The following is a 16,136-nucleotide window of genomic DNA, read 5'->3' on the forward strand; positions in this document are numbered from 1 at the left end:
GCACGCGCAACCGGAGGTGCGCAATGGACGAGGTACTGGCCCGCAGCGGGATCTTCCAGGGTGTTGACCCGGAAGCTGCCGAGGCGCTTGCCAAGGAGATGGAGACGATCGAGGTCCGCAAGGGCGAGGTCGTCTTCAATGAGGGCGAGCCCGGTGACAGCCTCTACATCCTGCTGTCCGGGAAGATCAAGGTTGGTCGCCGCGCTGCGGACGGCCGGCAGAACCTGATCGCGGTGATGGGGCCGTCGGACATGGTCGGTGAGCTGTCGCTCTTCGACCCGGGTCCGCGTACGGCGACCGCCACCGCAGTGACCGACACCCGGCTGGTGCGGCTGCGTAAGCAGGCGCTGCGGCCGTGGCTCAACAACCGCCCGGAGATCGCCGAGCAGTTGCTCCGGGTGCTCGCCCGGCGGCTGCGCCGGACCAACGACTCGCTCGCCGACCTGATCTTCACGGACGTGCCGGGCCGGGTCGCCAAGAACCTGCTCCAGATGGCGGGTCGCTTCGGCACCCGCGACGGCGGCGTTCTGCGGGTGACCCACGATCTCACCCAGGAGGAGATCGCCCAGCTCGTCGGCGCCTCCCGGGAGACCGTCAACAAGGCGCTGGCCGACTTCGCCTCGCGCGGCTGGCTGCGGCTGGACGGCAAGAGCATCATCATTCTGGACCCGGAGCGCCTGGCCCGTCGCGCCCGCGTCTGAGTAGCGCAAGGACGTCCCCGCCTGCCGGCACTGGCCGCAGGCGGGGACGTTTGCCGTCTGCCTGCCGCTGCCGTCTGCCTGCCGCAGAATCGCTGGCCTCGGGGCGGTGTCTGCGGTGAGGGTGGGGTCATGGTGAACCGTGTTGCGGTGCTCTCCGACATCCATGGCGTGCTGCCGGCGCTGGAGGCCGTACTGGCCGAGCCGGACGTTGCCGCCGCCGACCTGATCGTGCTCACCGGTGACATCGCCGCGGGTCCGCAACCGGTCGAGGTGCTGGACGTGCTCGCCGGCCTGGGCGATCGGGTGTGCTGGGTCGGCGGCAACGCCGACCGCGAGCTGGTCGAGGCCCGCGCCGGCCGCCCGGCCTCGATCGAGGTGTCGAACTGGGCCGCCGCGCAGCTGCGCGACGACCAGGTGGCCCGGCTCGGCGCGCTGCCGGCGACGGCGACGCTGGAGATCGACGGCCTCGGGCCGACGCTGTTCTGCCACGCGACGCCGCGCGATGACGAGGAGGTCGTGCTCGTCGACTCTCGGTTGGCGCGCTGGGCCGAGGTGTTCGACGGCCTTCCCGCCGAGGTTTCCACGGTGGTCTGCGGCCATACGCACATGCCCTTCACCCGGCTGGTCGACCGGCGCCTGGTGGTAAACCCGGGCAGCATCGGCATGCCGTACGGGGGCGCGGGCGCGTGGTGGGCACTGCTCGGGCCGGGTGTCCAGCTGCGCCGCACCGCCTTCGACGTGGACGCGGCCTGCGCCCAGGTGGCGGCGGAGTCGACCTTCCCCGACGCGGCTGCCTGGGCGGACGAGTACCTGCGTTCCCGGCACAGCGACGCCGACGCGTTGACCGTCTTCGGCCCTCGCGACGGCCGCTGATCCGGCAGCCGAACGGCCGCTGGGCGGAGCCGGGATGGCAGTCAGTGAGCCTTTGGAGCTGAATCGTTTGCAGCATCAGCCGTAGGTGATCGGCAGGCCGATCGTCGGACGCAGCCGACCTGGCACAGCCAACCCGGGCGCGTGGTGGGCACTGCTCGGGCCGGGTGTCCAGCTGCGCGGACGAGTACCTGCGTTCCCGGCACAGCGACGCCGACGCGATGACCGCCTTCGGCCCTCGCGACGGCCGCTGACCCGGCAGCCGAACGGCCGCTGGGCGGAGCCGGGATACCAGTCAATGAGCCTTTGGAGCTGAACCGTTTGCGGCATCAGCCGCAGGTGATTGGCAGGCCGATCGTCGGACGCAGCCGACCCGGCACGACGGGCGATTCGTTTGTGACATCAGCTCTATAGCGAGACCGACACCCAGGCCACCTCCGGCGTCACCACCGCGGCGCGCGCCACAGGCCGTTTCACGCGCCACACGCGCCATGTGCCGCACCCCGCGCCACGGGCCACAGGCCGCGCCACGGGCCACAGGCCGCGCCACGGGCCACAGGCCGCGCCACGCCGGGGCCGCGCCAGACGCCTCGCGCCGCGCCGAACCGCCATGCCACCGCGACCCCACCGCGTCCATCCGAGCGCCAAGGTCGAGAAAAAGTCAGTCTTGACTGTTTGTTTCTGGCGCGGCAGGCTGTCCCCCATGTCAGCTCCATCGACGCGCGTCCCTCAGCAGGAACGCAGCCGCGCCACCCAGGCCCGGCTGCTGGAGGCGACCGTCGACTGCCTGATCGAGCACGGCTGGTCCGGCACCACGACCACCGTCGTCGCGGCGCGGGCCGGCGTTTCGCGGGGGGCTCAGCTGCACCACTACCCGACGAAGGCAGCGCTGGTGACGGCCGCCGTGGCCCACCTGGCCGAGCGCCGGGCCGACGAGTTGCGCACCGAGGCCGAGGCGCTGCCGGCCGGCCCGCAACGGTTGGACCGGGTCGTCGACCTGCTCGCCGTGGCGTTCACCGGCCCGCTGTTCGTGGCCGCACTCGAGCTCTGGGTTGCCGCCCGCACCGATCGGGAGCTCCGGGACGCTCTGGTGCCGTTGGAGGCGACGGTCGGGCGGGAGATGCACCGGCTGACCGTCGCCCTGCTCGGCGTCGACGAGCGTCGACCCGGCGTTCGCGAAGCGGTGCAGGCCACCCTCGACCTGCTCCGCGGGCTCGGGGTGGCCAACCTGCTCAGCGACGACTCCGCCCGCCGGGCCGCCCTGTTGGCCACCTGGAAGCGCCAGCTCGCCACCCTGCTCACCCCCTGACCGCCGGCCGCACCGGCCACCACCGACCGGAGGCACCATGGTCGATCTCAGCGACCTGCTCCCCGACCTGGCCGACGAGTCCGCCCAGCTGGACGCCCTGGTGGCGGCACTGCCCGCAACCGACTGGGCGAAACCGACCCCCGCGCCGGGCTGGAGCATCGGGCATCAGATCGCCCACCTCGCCTGGACCGACCACGTCGCGTTGTTGGCCGCCACCGACGCGGAGGCGTTCTACGCGACGGTGACAGCCGCGCCCGACGTGACGCGGATGGTGGACGCGGGCGCCGAGGAGTTCCTCGCCCCGCTGGCCGAGTTGCTCACCCGCTGGCGGGCCGGGCGAACCGCGCTCGCCGATGCGTTGGCCGCCGTTCCGGCCGGCGAGAAGCTGCCCTGGTACGGCACCCGAATGTCGGCCACCTCGATGGCCACCGCCCGGATCATGGAGACCTGGGCGCACGGCGCCGACGTCGCCGACGCCCTCGACGTGGTACGCCCCGACAGCTTTCGACTTCGGCACGTGGCGCACCTGGGCGTGCGTACCCTCGGGCACGGCTTCGCCGCGCACGGCCGGGAGGCACCGACGGCGCCGGTCCGGGTCGAGCTGGTCGGGCCCGGCGGCGACACGTGGAGCTGGGGTCCGGCGGACGCCGCCGACCGGGTCACCGGCCCGGCCCGGGACTTCTGCCAACTGGTCACCCAGCGCCGCCACCGCGCGGACCTCGCCCTGGTCGCCACCGGACCGGTCGCCGACGAGTGGCTCGACGTGGCGCAGGCCTTCGCCGGGCCGCCGGGGGACGGCCGGAAGCCGGCCGGCGGGAACGGGGTACGGGCATGATCCGCATCGGCAACGCCTCCGGCTTCTACGGCGACCGGTTCACCGCCTGGCGGGAGATGCTCGACGGCGGTGAGCTGGATGTGCTGACCGGCGACTACCTGGCCGAGTTGACCATGCTGATTCTGGCCCGGGACCGCCTGCGCGACCCCGACCTTGGCTACGCGAAGACGTTCCTGCGGCAGCTGGAGACCTGCCTCGGCACCGCCCTCGACCGAGGTGTGCGGATCGTGACAAACGCCGGCGGGTTGAACCCGGCCGGCCTGGCCGCCGCCATCGAGAAGCTCGCCGACCGGCTCGGCCTGCCGGCCCGGGTCGGCTACGTCGAGGGCGACACGATCCAACGGGCGGACGCGTTGAGCGCGAACGCCTACCTCGGCGCGTTCGGGATCGCCGCCTGCCTGAACGCCGGTGCGGACGTGGTGGTCACCGGCCGGGTCACCGACGCCTCGCTGGTGGTCGGCCCGGCCATCGCCCGGCACGGGTGGGGCCGCGAAGACCTCGACGAGCTGGCCGGGGCCACCGTCGCCGGGCACCTCGTCGAGTGCGGCGCACAGGTCACCGGCGGTAACTTCAGCTTCTTCACCGAGCTGCCCGACGGCGGTCACCGGCCCGGATTCCCGATCGTCGAAGTCCACTCCGACGGCTCGTCGGTGGTCACCAAGCACCCGGGCACCGGCGGCGCGGTCACCGTGGAGACGGTCACCGCCCAACTGCTCTACGAGATCGGCGGGCCGTCGTATCTCGGGCCGGACGTGGTCACCCGACTGGACACGGTGACGCTGCACCCCGACGGGCCGGACCGGGTCCGGGTCTCCGGCGTACGGGGCACGCCGCCACCGCCCACCCTCAAGGTGGGCGTCAACAACCTCGGCGGCTTCCGCAACTCGATGACGTTCGTCCTCTGCGGTCTGCAGATCGAGGCAAAGGCGGCCCTGGTGCGGGCGCAGATCGAGGAGGCGGTGGGCAAGGACGGGCTGGAGTTCACGCTGGCCCGGACCGACCATCCGGACGCCGCCGACACCGAGGCGGCCAGCGCCCTGCTGCACGTACACCTGCGCGACGGCGACAGGACGCGGACCGGGCGGGCCTTCTCGGCCGCCGCGGTGGAGCTGGCCCTGGCCTCGTATCCGGGCTGCACGTTGACCACAGTGCCCGGCGACGCGACACCGTACGGCGTCTTCACCGCCGACGCGGTGCCGCAGGAATCGGTGCGGCACGTCGCGGTGTTGCCCGGCGGCGAGCGGGTGCCGATCGCCCCGCCCGTCCGCACCGCCCCCACAACGGAGGACGAGAGGTCCCCGGGCGGTGACGCGGCGGTCGACGGCCCCACCCGGCGTGGGGCGCTCGGTGAGGTGGTCGGCGCGCGCTCCGGGGACAAGGGCGGAGACGCCAACCTCGGTGTCTGGGCGCGTTCCGACGCCCGGTACGCGTGGCTGCGGACCTGGTTGACAGTCGAGCGGCTGGCCGAGCTGCTGCCGGAGACCGCACCGCTGGTCGTGCGGCGCTACGAGTTGCCGAACCTGCGCGCGGTCAACTTCGTGATCGAGGGCCTGCTCGGCGCGGGGGTGGCCGCGTCCACCCGGTTCGACCCGCAGGCCAAGGCGCTCGGCGAGCTGCTGCGCGCCCGGGTCGTCGACCTGCCAGCCGAGGTGCCGACGGAGGCCAGCCGATGAGCATCGTGGACACCCCCGAGCGCCGACAACTGCGCGAGCTGACCCGTGCGTTCGTGACCCGGGAGGTGTTGCCGCACCTGGACGACTGGGAGCGGGCCGGCGAGGTGCCAAGGGCGTTGCACGCGACCGCCGCGAAGCTCGGCCTGCTCGGCATCGGCTTCCCGGAGTCGGTCGGCGGCAGCGGCGGTGACCTGCTCGACTCGATCATCGTGACCGAGGAGCTGATCCGTTCCGGCGGCTCGTCCGGGCTGGTCGCGGCCCTGTTCACGCACGGCATCGCGTTGCCGCACATGGTCGCGGCGGCCGGTGCCCGCACCGGTGGTTCGCTGGGCGGACGGTTCGGCGGCGTCTCGCCCCCGGGCGACGACGGCCTGATCGAGCGGTACGTCCGACCCACCCTGTCCGGCACGATGATCGGCGCGCTGGCCATCACCGAGCCGGACGGCGGTTCGGACGTGGCCGGCATCCGCACGACCGCCCGCCGCGAAGGCGACCACTACGTGGTGAACGGGTCGAAGACCTACATCACCAGCGGGCACCGGGCCGACTTCGTGACCACTGCCGTGTGTACCGACTTCCCCGGCAGCGGTGAGCTGACCCTCCTGGTCATCGACAAGGGGTCGCCCGGGTTCACCGTGGGACGCCGGTTGGAGAAGCTGGGTTGGCACTGCTCGGACACCGCCGAGTTGTCCTTCGCGGACGTACGGGTGCCGGTCGCCAACCGGATCGGCGCGGAGAACACCGGCTTCCTGGCGATCATGCAGCACTTCGCTGCGGAGCGGCTGTCGCTGGCGACCCAGGCGTACGCGACCGCGCAGCGCTGCGTCGAGTTGGCGGTGCGCTGGTGCCGGGACCGGGAGACCTTCGGGCGTCCGCTGGCCAGCCGGCAGCTGATCCGACACCGGTTGGCCGAGATGCACACGCGGGCCGAGGCGGCGCGGGCGTACGTGCACGAGGTCGCGGGTCGGGTCGCGGCAGGCGAGCCGGTGGTGACCGAGGTGGCGATGGCGAAGAACATGGCGGTGGCCGCCTGCGACCACGTCGTCGACCAGGCGTTGCAGCTGCACGGCGGCTTCGGCTATCTGCGCGACGCCGAGGTGGAGCGGCACTACCGCGACGCGCGGATTCTCGGCATCGGCGGCGGCACTACCGAGATCATGAACGAGATCATCGCGAAGGGCATGGGCCTATGACGATCCTGGACAGCGCGGTGGACCCTTCCGCGCCCTCGTACGTGGCGAACCGGGCGGCGTTGCTGGAGCGGCTGGCCGAGTTGGACGCTGCGCTGGACCAGGCGCGCGCTGGTGGCGGCGAGAAGTACGTGACCCGGCACCACGGCCGCGGCAAGCTGCTCCCCCGGGAGCGGATCGAGCTGCTGGTGGACGCCGACAGTCCATTCCTGGAGTTGTCGCCGGTCGCCGCGTACGGCTCGGACTTCCCGGTCGGGGCCAGCGTGGTCACCGGTATCGGGGTGGTCGAGGGTGTGGAGTGCCTGATCGTCGCGAACGACCCGACGGTACGCGGTGGCGCGGTCAACCCGTGGTCGCTCGCGAAGACCCGGCGGGCCGGCGAGGTCGCCCTGGCCAACCGGCTGCCCATGGTCAACCTGGTCGAGTCGGCCGGGGCGGACCTGCCCACCCAGGCGGAGATCTTCATCCCCGGTGGTCGGGTGTTCCGTGACCTCACCCGGCTCTCGGCGGCGGGCATCCCCACGGTCAGCGTGGTCTTCGGCAACGCCACGGCCGGTGGCGCGTACGTGCCGGGGATGTCCGATCACGTGATCATGATTCGGGATCGGTCGCAGGTCTACCTGGCCGGTCCGCCGCTGGTGAAGATGGCGACCGGCGAGGTCACCGACGACGAGTCGTTGGGCGGCGCGGCGATGCACGCCGGCACGTCCGGGCTCGCCGACTACCTGGCCGAGGACGAGCGCGACGGCATCCGGCTGGCCCGGCAGTGCGTCCGCCGGTTGAACTGGCGTAAGCAGGGTCCGTCGCCGCGTACGGCGGTGCCGCAGCCGCCGAAGTACGACCCGGAGGAGCTGCTCGGCATCACCAGCGCCGATCTGAAGGTGCCGTTCGACCCTCGGGAGGTGCTGGCCCGGATCCTCGATGGCAGCGACTTCGACGAGTTCAAACCGGCGTACGGGGACGCGCTGGTCACCGGTTGGGGTGAGCTGCACGGCTACCCGGTGGGGGTGCTGGCCAACGCCCGAGGGGTGCTGTTCAGCGCGGAGGCGCAGAAGGCGGCCCAGTTCATCCAGCTCGCGAACGCCTCGGACACCCCGTTGATCTTCTTGCAGAACACGACCGGCTACATGGTCGGCACCGAGTACGAGCAGCGCGGCATCATCAAGCACGGCGCCCTGATGATCAACGCGGTGTCGAACTCGACGGTGCCGCACCTGACGGTGAACCTGGGCGCCTCGTACGGGGCCGGCAACTACGGCATGTGCGGCCGGGCGTACGAGCCGAGGTTCCTGTTCACCTGGCCGAACGCGAAGTCGGCGGTGATGGGCCCGGCGCAGCTCGCGGGGGTGCTGTCCATCGTGGCCCGACAGGCGGCTGCGGCACGAGGGCGCGACTACGACGAGGAGTCGGACGCGGCGATGCGGATGATGGTCGAGCAGCAGATCGAGTCGCAGTCCGGCGCGCTCTTCCTCTCCGGACGGCTCTACGACGACGGGGTGATCGACCCCCGGGACACCCGGACCATCCTCGGGCTCTGCCTCTCGGCGATCCACAACGGACCGGTGAAGGGCGCCGACGGTTTCGGCGTCTTCCGGATGTAGAGGGGCCACTCATGATTAACAGACTGCTCGTGGCCAACCGGGGCGAGATCGCGCGTCGGGTCTTCGCCACCTGCCGAGCGATGGGCGTGCAGACCGTCGCCGTGCACTCGGACGCGGACGCCGACGCGCCGTTCGTGGCCGAGGCCGACCAGGCGGTCCGGCTGCCAGGTGCCACGCCGGCCGAGACGTACCTGCGGGTGGATCTCATCCTGGAAGCAGCCCGGCGCAGCGGCGCGGACGCTGTCCACCCCGGCTACGGGTTTCTCGCCGAGAACGCCGAGTTCGCGGCGGCGGTGGCCGACGCCGGCCTGACCTGGGTCGGGCCGCCGGCGAAGGTGATCGCCACGATGGGCGACAAGTTAGCGGCGAAGGCGCTGCTCGCCGAGGCGGGTGTGCCGATGCTGCCGAGCTGGACCGACACCGACGAGATCGCGGACTTCCCGGTGCTGGTGAAGGCGTCGGCTGGCGGTGGTGGCCGGGGCATGCGGATCGTGCGGGCCGCCGACGAACTGGCCGAGGCGGTTGCCTCCGCGCGCCGCGAGGCGGCTGCCGCGTTCGGCGACGGCACTGTCTTCATCGAGCGGTACGTCGAGCGGGGTCGGCACGTCGAGGTGCAGATCTTCGGCGACGCCCACGGTCGAGTGGTGGCTCTCGGTGACCGCGAGTGCTCGATCCAGCGGCGACACCAGAAGATCGTCGAGGAGGCGCCGGCGGTCGTACCGGAGCGGGTGCGGACGGCGTTGCACGAGGCGGCGGTGGCCGCCGGACGCGCGGTGGACTATCTGGGCGCGGGCACTGTGGAGTTCCTGCTCGCCCCGGGTGGTGAGTTCTTCTTCCTGGAGATGAACACCCGGCTCCAGGTGGAGCACCCGGTCACCGAGTTGTGCACCGGTCTGGACCTGGTGGGGTTGCAACTGCTCGTCGCCGAGGGCGAGCCGCTGCCGGCGGCGCTGCCGGCGAGCACCGGGCACGCGATCGAGGTACGCCTCTGCGCCGAGGATGCGGCTGCGGGTTGGCGGCCGGTCACCGGGACCCTGCACCGGTTCAGCGTTGCCGGGGTGGCGACCGAGTTCGGCGGGCTGGCCGGGCCGGGCCTGCGGGTCGACTCGGGTGTGGTGGCCGGCTCGGTGGTCGGGGTGCACTACGACTCGATGCTCGCGAAGCTGATCGCCTGGGGTCGTACCCGCGCGGAGGCGACCCGGCTGCTGGCGAGCGAGCTGGCCCGGGCCGAGCTGCACGGGGTGACCACCAACCGGGACCTGCTGGTCCGGGTGCTGCGCAGCCCTGCGTTCGCCGCCGTGGAGATCGACACGGGTTTCCTGGACCGGCACCCGGAGGTCTTCGCCCCGCTCCTCCCCGCCGACCAGCGTCCGGTCACCGCTCTCGCCGCCGCGCTGGCGGGCGCCGCGCACCGCCGATCGACAGCGCCGGTGCTCTCCGGGCTCCCCTCCGGTTGGCGCAACGTGCCCGCCGTCCCTCAGGTCACCCGCTTCGTCGGGTCGGAGGGCGACGAGATCGAGATCCGCTACCGCCTGGACCGGGCTGGCGGGCTCGCCGACTGGTCCAGCGCCCCGCCGGCGGAGGATGTCGCCGAGCGGGCGGCAGCGCCCACGGTGGCCCTGGTGGACGCCACCCCGGACCGGGTGGTGCTCGACGTCGACGGGGTTCGTCGCGCGTACCGCGTACACCGGGCGGGGTCGGCGGTCTTCGTGGACGGCCCGGACGGGGCGGCGAGCCTGACCGAGCTGCCGCGCCTCCCGCTGCCGACGACGGAGGTGGCCGCCGGTTCGCTGCTCGCGCCGCTGCCCGGCGCGGTGACCCGGGTGCATGTCCGGGTCGGTCAGCGGGTCACCGCCGGCGAGCCACTGCTCACGTTGGAAGCGATGAAGCTGGAACATCCCGTGCTGGCCCCGATCGACGGTGTGGTCGCCGAGTTGCCGGTGCCGACCGGCGGTCAGGTGCAGGCGGGCGCTGTGCTGGCCGTCATCGACGGCTCACCCGCACCCGGCGATCTGGAGCCGTCGAATCCCGAGGAGGACCCCCGATGACCTTCGACCTCACCCCCGAGCAGGACCAGCTGCGCGACGCCGTGCGGGCCCTTGGCCGCCGCTACGGCCACGGCTACTTCGTCGAGAAGGCGAAGGCCGGCGAGCACACCACCGAGTTGTGGGCCGAGGCGGGACGGCTCGGCTACCTGGGGGTCAACATCCCCACGGAGTACGGCGGCGGGGGCGGCGGCATCACCGAGCTGGCCATCGTCTGCGAGGAGCTGGCGGCCGCCGGTTGCCCGCTGCTGCTGCTGGTGGTCTCGCCGGCCATCGCGGCGACCGTGCTCACCCGGCACGGCACGGAGGAGCAGCGCAAGCGGCACCTCCCGGGCCTCGCCGACGGCTCCCAGAAGATCGTCTTCGCGATCACCGAACCGGAGGCCGGTTCCAACTTCCACCGGCTCGGGACGGTGGCCCGCCGCGACGGCGACGACTGGGTGCTGAACGGCCGCAAGTGCTACATCTCCGGTGTCGACGAGGCCGGTCACGTGCTGGTGGTGGCGCGAACCGAGGATTCCGGGACCGGCAAGCTGAAGCCGGCGCTGTTCCTGGTGCCGACCGACGCCGCCGGGCTGACCCGGTCCAAGCTGGACATGGAGATCGTGTCTCCGGAGAACCAGTTCCTGCTCTACCTGGACGACGTGCGGGTGCCCGCTGACGCGCTGCTCGGTGAGTCGCTGGACGCCGGGTTGCCGGCACTCTTCGCCGGGCTCAACCCGGAGCGGATCACGGTGGCCGCGATGGGTGCCGGCACCGGCCGGTACGCCATCGAGCGGGCCAGCGAGTACACCGCCACCCGCAAGGTCTGGGGCGGTCGGAGCATCGGGTCCCACCAGGGGGTATCGCATCCGCTGGCACACGCGGCGGTGCAGGTGGAGCTGGCCCGCCTCATGATCCAGAAGGCGGCCACCCTGTACGACGCCGGCCGTGACCTGGAGGCCGGAGTGTCCGGCAACATGGCCAAGTACGCCGCCGGGGAGGCCGCCGCGCTCGCCGTGGACACCGCCGTCCAGGTGCTCGGCGGGGCCGGCATGACCACCGAGTACGGGGTGGCGACCCTGCTCGGCGCGGTCCGGGCCGGCCGGATCGCGCCGGTCAGCCGCGAGATGATCCTCAACTTCGTGGCCCAGCACGTCCTCGGCCAGGACAAGTCGTACTGACCTGGGCCGCGCGGGCGTGCCGGGCGCCCGCGCCACCCCGTCGACGGTCAGGCCGGGGTACGGCAGGCGGCGTCGATGCGGTGGACCGGGCGGACCCGACGACCCATGCCCTCCAACAGTGAATCCTCGACGTGGAAGTCGTGAATGCGCAGTTGGTGGCGGGGCAACTCCTCCTCGCTGGGGCAGAGCACCTGGGCGCGGACCAGATCGACCGGGACGTACCGGACCCCGCCCCGCTCCTGGAGGATCACCATGTTGACGTCGTCGGTGGTGACCACGTGCCCGCGTACGTCCTCGGTGGGCCCATTCTCCGGGCCCACCGTGGTGACGGTCAGCGGCAACACCGGTGTGCTGATCACCGGCACCGCGGCCCAGATCAGGGTGGCGAGCACCGCCACCTCGGTCACCGACGCCAACGGCCGGATCACCATGCCCGGCAGCGGCCCCGCGATGAACAGGGCCAGCAGCGGAGGCACCACGATGAGCGCCAGCACCAGCCACTCGTCGCCTTGGCGCATCGCATCGCGAAGCGTGGGCAGCATCAACCAGCCGTACCCGGCGAACAGCGCGCCGATCAGCAGCAGCCGAGGCACCACCCGCTCGTGCAGCCGCCCGGGGCGCAGCTGGAACGCGGCCACGAACGCCGGCAACAGCAGCGGAAGGTAGAGCAACGGCCAGGTGATCAGGGCGAGCAGGAAGCTGGCCAGCACCACCCAGGCTGGCGTGATGTCGGCCCAGCGGGCGAAGAGTGGGCGACGCCGAGTGCCCGGCGGAAGTCGATCCGCGCTGACGGCCAGCACCGCGCCGAGCGCGAACACGGCGACCAGGCCGGTGGAGAGCAACCGGGCCGCTGTGGTCAGGAAGCCGGCGAGCAGGTTGACCGGCCCGACGTTGGCCACCAGCAGCAGCGTGGTCTGAAGTTCGCCGCCGGCCTCCACGCCGAGGCGGAGCACCGAGAAGATCGCGGGTACGCCCACCACGGCAGTCCAGAACGACTGGCTGGCACGGGCGCGCCGCTCGGCCGGATCCCAGCGGACCCGCCCGGGCTCGGCCTCGGCGACGACCGGCTCGGCCGGTTCGGCGACCGGCACGGCGGCCGGCCAGGCAACCTCACCTGCGGCGGCTGGACGGTCGACGGCGGGCGACGCTGCGGTCGTACCGTCGATTGGCGGCGGGTCGGCGGCGTCGCCGGGCGCGGCCGCGCGGGGCGGCGGAACCGGCCCGTCGCCGCCGGTGGCGGTCGTCGCCGCGCTCACTTCGCGGGCGCCTTGTCGTCGAAGTCGACGAGCTTCGGCACCTCCAGCGGCTGCGGCTGGCGCTTCTCGGCCTTCAACCACGGGCCGAGAGTCCGGTTGTACGCGGTCTGCCAAGGGCTGGCGTCGCCGTCGCGGCCCTGCTCGTAGCTCTTCTGGAGGAAGAACGCGACCAGGTCGCGCAGCGCGGGATCACCGATCGGCACGCCGATGCCCAGCAACTCGCTGGTGCCGAACGGCATGTCCACGATCTCGAACTCCTTGGGGTAGCTGGCCAGGAAACCGGCGAGGATCGACTCGTCGGAGCTGACCGCGTCGTACCGGCCCTTCCGGATGCCGTCGACGCAGTCCCCGACGTCCTTGACCACGAACGTCCTGACCTGGTGTTTCTCCAACTCGGCCTCGGTCGTGGAGCCGCCGCTGGTGCAGACCTTGTAGGCCGGGTCACGCAGATCCTCAATGGTGCGGATCTTGTCCTTGAGCCGGACCGGCACCATCACCTCCTGGGTGGTGACAAAGTACGGCCCGGCGAAGCTGACCAGCTTCTTGCGGTCCTCGGTCATCGAGAAGCTGGACACCACGAGGTCGACGGTGCCGCCCTGGAGCGACGGGATCCGGTCCTCGGTGGCCACCGAGACGAACTCCAGCCGCTGGTCCCCCTCGTAGCCGAGGGAGGCCGCCACGTACCGGGCGATCTCCACGTCGAACCCGACGTGCTGGCCGTTTCGCAGGTCGCCCATGAGCGGCTCGTTCGTGGCGACACCGATCCGGAGCTTCGACTGACCGTAGATGTGCGTCTCGCGCATCTTCTCCTGCACGGAGGACAGGTCTGGTTCCTTCCGGCTGTCGCAGCCGGCGGCGGCGGCGAGCACGAGGGTGAGGGCGACCGCCAGTGTCGAGGCGACCGAGCGGAGCCGGGACTGCGAACTGCCTGAGTTCATGGGCGACCTCGCTGCCGGGAGAGCCTGCGGGACACCGAGAGTAGCCGCTCTTGTCCATTCCGTACGGGTGCCGTGGACCATGTCGAGCGGGTGGGTCGGATTGACGTCGATCGGCGCGGCGGCCGGCTCCGCGGTTGACAGCGGGCCTCGTCACGACATGCTGGACGGGTGAGCCGATTGTCCAGACCCGATGCGCGCACAGTGGCGGTGCTCGCGGCGCTGGGAGCCCTTGCGCCGCTGGTCATGCTGGTCGTGTGGCGCCGACAGGATTTCCTCGGCGTGGTTCTCGCGCTACTCTGCGTGCTGATGCTGATGGTCACCGGGGTCGCCATCTCCGCCGCTCGTCAGGTCGACGAGCCGGAGCCGGTGGACCGGTCGGCAGCCGTCGGGCCGCCCGAGCTGATGCCGTACGGCATCGACGCGGACACCCTCGACGCCCTGGACAGTCGGGACGCTTTGCGTGCGGTGCGTGACCGCCGACGCGGGTCGAACGGGCTCAGCGGCCGGTGAGCGCGGGCGCGGTGAGCGCGTCCACGCCCCGCCCCGCCAGACACCGGTAGGTCCGGTCGATGCTGCCGTCGACCGGCGGTAGCACCTCCAGGTGCCAGCCGGTCGCCTCGGCGATCCCGGTGGTCAAGCGGAACGTGGTGGCGCTGCACACCTGCCGCACCGGCTCAGCGGCGGCGACCTCGTCGTAGTCGGCGCCGACCAACGACACCGGCAGGATGCCCTCGGCGTACGTCTCCCAGGTGTGTGGGCCGGCGCAGGACAGCCGAGCCGCCTCGGCGCGGTTGCCGCGGATCCGCATCGGGCCGAAGCACTCCAGCTCGGGCAGGCACCGGGCACCCTCGGGCAGGGCGGTGGGCACACCGGCGCCGGTCGCGCAGCCGGGTAGCGGCCCGGTCGCCGGTGCGGCGATCTGGGTGGCGGACGGGTACGGGGCGGGTGGTGTGCGGTCGGCGACCCAGGCTCCGGCGGTCGCGGAGGCGGCCAGCGCGAGCACCCCGACGCCGCCGAAGAGCCAGCGCCGCCAACGCCGACCGGTGGGGAGATTCGGCTGAGTGTCCTCTATGGGCGGGCGGGGTACCGGCTGGCTGGCCGCGTACGGGCCGGAGAGCGTCGCGCCACCGCTGACCGGTGTCGCCGGTGAGCCGAGTGGCAGGTTGGCGAGCAGGTCGTGCAACTCCAGAGCCGACGGGCGTTCGACCGGGTCGTTGGCCATGCCGGCGCGCAGCACGTCGATCAGCTCGTCCGGCACCCCGGGCAGGGCGGGGAGCGGTTGGTTGAACATTTCCAGCACGGTGACCAGGCTCGGGTTGCGCTCGGACTGCCAGCGCGGCGGCCGGCCGTGCATCACCGCGTAGAGGGTGGCGCAGAGCGCGTACACGTCGACGGCCGGCGACGGCGGGCTGTGGTTGAACATCTCCGGCGGCGCGTACGCCGGGGTGAGCACCTCCAGGGTGACCGAGGCGTCCCGGTGCTCGGCGAGGACGGCGAGCCCGAAGTCGGCGAGCACCGCCGAGTTGAAGTGCGAGTGGAGGATGTTCGCCGGTTTCACGTCCCGGTGCAGCACCCCGGCGGCGTGCGAGTGGGCCAACGCGTCTGCGATCTTGATGCCCAGGTCGCGGGCCTCCACCGGGCCCAGCGGCGAGGTGCGCATCCGTTCGGCGTACGAGCCGTCGCAGAGTTCCATGATCAGGTAGGGGTGCTGGTCGACGGTGACCCCCACGTCGAAGAGGTCCACCACATGCGGGTGTGACGACATCCGGCCGGCCGCCCGCGCCTCGCGCAGGAAGCGGGCCTGATCCCGCTCGCTGTCCAGCGTTCGGTTCTCCACCTTGACGGCGACCTCACGGCCCACGGAGATCTGGGTGGCTTGGTAGACAGTCGCGTACCCGCCCCGGGCAAAGACCCGCAAATCAGTCAGACCGGGCACGATCGGCACTCGCAGGCCGCCGGTCGGGGTGTCGGTCACCGCTCGAAAATACCCAACCCGGCCGATGGCTCAGTGCACCGCGTCCGCCGGAGGCGCACCGGCAGGACCGGTACCCTCCTCAGCGACCGCAGCCGTCCCGGCGCCTTCGGACGACGCGATCCCGCCGTTCGGAATGCCTCGGCGCGCATCCAGCCGCAGACCGACGGCGGTGGCCACGGCCCCCAGCCCTTCCCACGCCGCCACCCCGAAGAACCGGTCGGGAGCAATGTCGGCAAGCACCGCGATTGTGAACACGGTGAACGTGACCAGTCGGAAGACCACAGTGAACCGGTAGAACGCCCGCCACTCGGTCACCGTGGCGAGCAGGTAGTAGACGCCCATGTTGAAGGCCGCCATCGACGACGCCAGCAGGAACGTCCCGGTGTGATCACCAACGGCACGTGTCGCCGGCACCTCGAACCCGAGCATCCGCAGCTGCGCCTCCGGCCAGAGCAACCCAACCGCGCCCATCACCAGCGCCAACACGCCGAAGACCGCGATGGTCCAGCCCGCGATGGATCGCGGCAGCTTCATGAAGGGCCTCCCCAGGCACGGCGACGGTCACCACTGTGGAGCCGCA

General features: G+C 72.0%; 14 protein-coding genes. 10 read left to right on the forward strand and 4 right to left on the reverse strand.

All coding sequences use genetic code 11. The annotated features are described in order from the left end of the window. The first annotated feature begins 23 nt into the window (after positions 1 to 23). The 9 genes from V6U86_RS18470 (at position 24) to V6U86_RS18510 (ending at position 11,387) form a co-directional block, all read left to right on the forward strand. Entirely contained in the window at positions 24 to 701 is a 678-nt protein-coding gene (locus V6U86_RS18470; RefSeq protein ID WP_007073398.1) for a Crp/Fnr family transcriptional regulator, read from the forward strand. A gap of 129 nt (positions 702 to 830) precedes the next feature. Further along, a complete protein-coding gene (locus tag V6U86_RS18475; RefSeq protein ID WP_334505027.1) occupies positions 831 to 1,574 on the forward strand; it encodes a metallophosphoesterase family protein in 744 nt (247 codons plus the stop codon). 700 nt (positions 1,575 to 2,274) lie between these two features. Further along, positions 2,275 to 2,880 carry a TetR/AcrR family transcriptional regulator gene (locus V6U86_RS18480; protein WP_334505028.1) on the forward strand — a complete coding sequence of 202 codons (606 nt, stop codon included), beginning with the start codon at positions 2,275 to 2,277 and terminating at the stop codon, positions 2,878 to 2,880. Between the two features lie 37 nt (positions 2,881 to 2,917). Continuing rightward, positions 2,918 to 3,715, forward strand: coding sequence for a TIGR03084 family metal-binding protein (locus V6U86_RS18485; protein ID WP_334505030.1), 798 nt, complete (start codon positions 2,918 to 2,920; stop codon positions 3,713 to 3,715). Next, the gene (locus V6U86_RS18490; RefSeq protein ID WP_334505031.1) at positions 3,712 to 5,388 is read left to right on the forward strand and encodes an acyclic terpene utilization AtuA family protein; all 1,677 of its coding nucleotides are present in this window, start codon (positions 3,712 to 3,714) and stop codon (positions 5,386 to 5,388) included. The genes V6U86_RS18485 and V6U86_RS18490 overlap by 4 nt, the downstream gene beginning before the upstream one ends. Next, a complete protein-coding gene (locus V6U86_RS18495) occupies positions 5,385 to 6,581 on the forward strand; it encodes an acyl-CoA dehydrogenase family protein (protein WP_334505032.1) in 1,197 nt (398 codons plus the stop codon). The genes V6U86_RS18490 and V6U86_RS18495 overlap by 4 nt, the downstream gene beginning before the upstream one ends. Further along, positions 6,578 to 8,179: an acyl-CoA carboxylase subunit beta gene (locus V6U86_RS18500; RefSeq protein WP_334505033.1), complete on the forward strand. Its 1,602-nt coding sequence runs from the start codon at positions 6,578 to 6,580 to the stop codon at positions 8,177 to 8,179. Before V6U86_RS18495 ends, V6U86_RS18500 begins: the two co-directional genes overlap by 4 nt. An 11-nt stretch (positions 8,180 to 8,190) precedes the next feature. Beyond that, positions 8,191 to 10,227 carry an ATP-binding protein gene (locus V6U86_RS18505; protein WP_334505034.1) on the forward strand — a complete coding sequence of 679 codons (2,037 nt, stop codon included), beginning with the start codon at positions 8,191 to 8,193 and terminating at the stop codon, positions 10,225 to 10,227. Then, positions 10,224 to 11,387 (forward strand): acyl-CoA dehydrogenase family protein, encoded by a 1,164-nt coding sequence (locus V6U86_RS18510; RefSeq protein ID WP_334505035.1) that lies wholly within the window; start codon positions 10,224 to 10,226, stop codon positions 11,385 to 11,387. The genes V6U86_RS18505 and V6U86_RS18510 overlap by 4 nt, the downstream gene beginning before the upstream one ends. 47 nt (positions 11,388 to 11,434) lie before the next feature. Here V6U86_RS18510 and V6U86_RS18515 read toward each other — a convergent pair whose 3' ends face one another. Together V6U86_RS18515 and V6U86_RS18520 are read right to left on the reverse strand one after the other, a co-directional pair. After that, complete coding sequence (locus tag V6U86_RS18515; protein ID WP_334505036.1) at positions 11,435 to 12,643, reverse strand: hypothetical protein; 1,209 nt, start codon at positions 12,641 to 12,643, stop codon at positions 11,435 to 11,437. Then, complete coding sequence (locus V6U86_RS18520; protein ID WP_334505037.1) at positions 12,640 to 13,581, reverse strand: transporter substrate-binding domain-containing protein; 942 nt, start codon at positions 13,579 to 13,581, stop codon at positions 12,640 to 12,642. The genes V6U86_RS18515 and V6U86_RS18520 overlap by 4 nt, the downstream gene beginning before the upstream one ends. Before the next feature lie 168 nt (positions 13,582 to 13,749). On the opposite strand from V6U86_RS18520, the gene V6U86_RS18525 reads away from it, so the two are divergent. Next, entirely contained in the window at positions 13,750 to 14,091 is a 342-nt protein-coding gene (locus V6U86_RS18525) for a hypothetical protein (RefSeq protein ID WP_334505038.1), read from the forward strand. Here the strand turns inward: V6U86_RS18525 and V6U86_RS18530 are convergent. Both V6U86_RS18530 and V6U86_RS18535 read right to left on the reverse strand, forming a co-directional pair. After that, the gene (locus V6U86_RS18530; protein ID WP_334505039.1) at positions 14,078 to 15,556 is read right to left on the reverse strand and encodes a serine/threonine-protein kinase; all 1,479 of its coding nucleotides are present in this window, start codon (positions 15,554 to 15,556) and stop codon (positions 14,078 to 14,080) included. The genes V6U86_RS18525 and V6U86_RS18530 overlap by 14 nt on opposite strands. Positions 15,557 to 15,586: 30 nt before the next feature. Further along, positions 15,587 to 16,090 carry a hypothetical protein gene (locus V6U86_RS18535; RefSeq protein ID WP_334505041.1) on the reverse strand — a complete coding sequence of 168 codons (504 nt, stop codon included), beginning with the start codon at positions 16,088 to 16,090 and terminating at the stop codon, positions 15,587 to 15,589. Positions 16,091 to 16,136 lie beyond the last annotated feature (46 nt).

The organism is Micromonospora sp. CPCC 205558 (genome assembly GCF_036902955.1).
Taxonomy (GTDB): Bacteria; Actinomycetota; Actinomycetes; order Mycobacteriales; family Micromonosporaceae; genus Micromonospora.

Coding starts and splice junctions, on each gene's coding strand:
- V6U86_RS18470 (WP_007073398.1), top strand. CDS start 24: ATGGACGAGGTACTGGCCCGCAGCGGGATCTTCCAGGGTGTTGACCCG.
- V6U86_RS18475 (WP_334505027.1), top strand. CDS start 831: ATGGTGAACCGTGTTGCGGTGCTCTCCGACATCCATGGCGTGCTGCCG.
- V6U86_RS18480 (WP_334505028.1), top strand. CDS start 2,275: ATGTCAGCTCCATCGACGCGCGTCCCTCAGCAGGAACGCAGCCGCGCC.
- V6U86_RS18485 (WP_334505030.1), top strand. CDS start 2,918: ATGGTCGATCTCAGCGACCTGCTCCCCGACCTGGCCGACGAGTCCGCC.
- V6U86_RS18490 (WP_334505031.1), top strand. CDS start 3,712: ATGATCCGCATCGGCAACGCCTCCGGCTTCTACGGCGACCGGTTCACC.
- V6U86_RS18495 (WP_334505032.1), top strand. CDS start 5,385: ATGAGCATCGTGGACACCCCCGAGCGCCGACAACTGCGCGAGCTGACC.
- V6U86_RS18500 (WP_334505033.1), top strand. CDS start 6,578: ATGACGATCCTGGACAGCGCGGTGGACCCTTCCGCGCCCTCGTACGTG.
- V6U86_RS18505 (WP_334505034.1), top strand. CDS start 8,191: ATGATTAACAGACTGCTCGTGGCCAACCGGGGCGAGATCGCGCGTCGG.
- V6U86_RS18510 (WP_334505035.1), top strand. CDS start 10,224: ATGACCTTCGACCTCACCCCCGAGCAGGACCAGCTGCGCGACGCCGTG.
- V6U86_RS18520 (WP_334505037.1), bottom strand. CDS start 13,581: ATGAACTCAGGCAGTTCGCAGTCCCGGCTCCGCTCGGTCGCCTCGACA.
- V6U86_RS18535 (WP_334505041.1), bottom strand. CDS start 16,090: ATGAAGCTGCCGCGATCCATCGCGGGCTGGACCATCGCGGTCTTCGGC.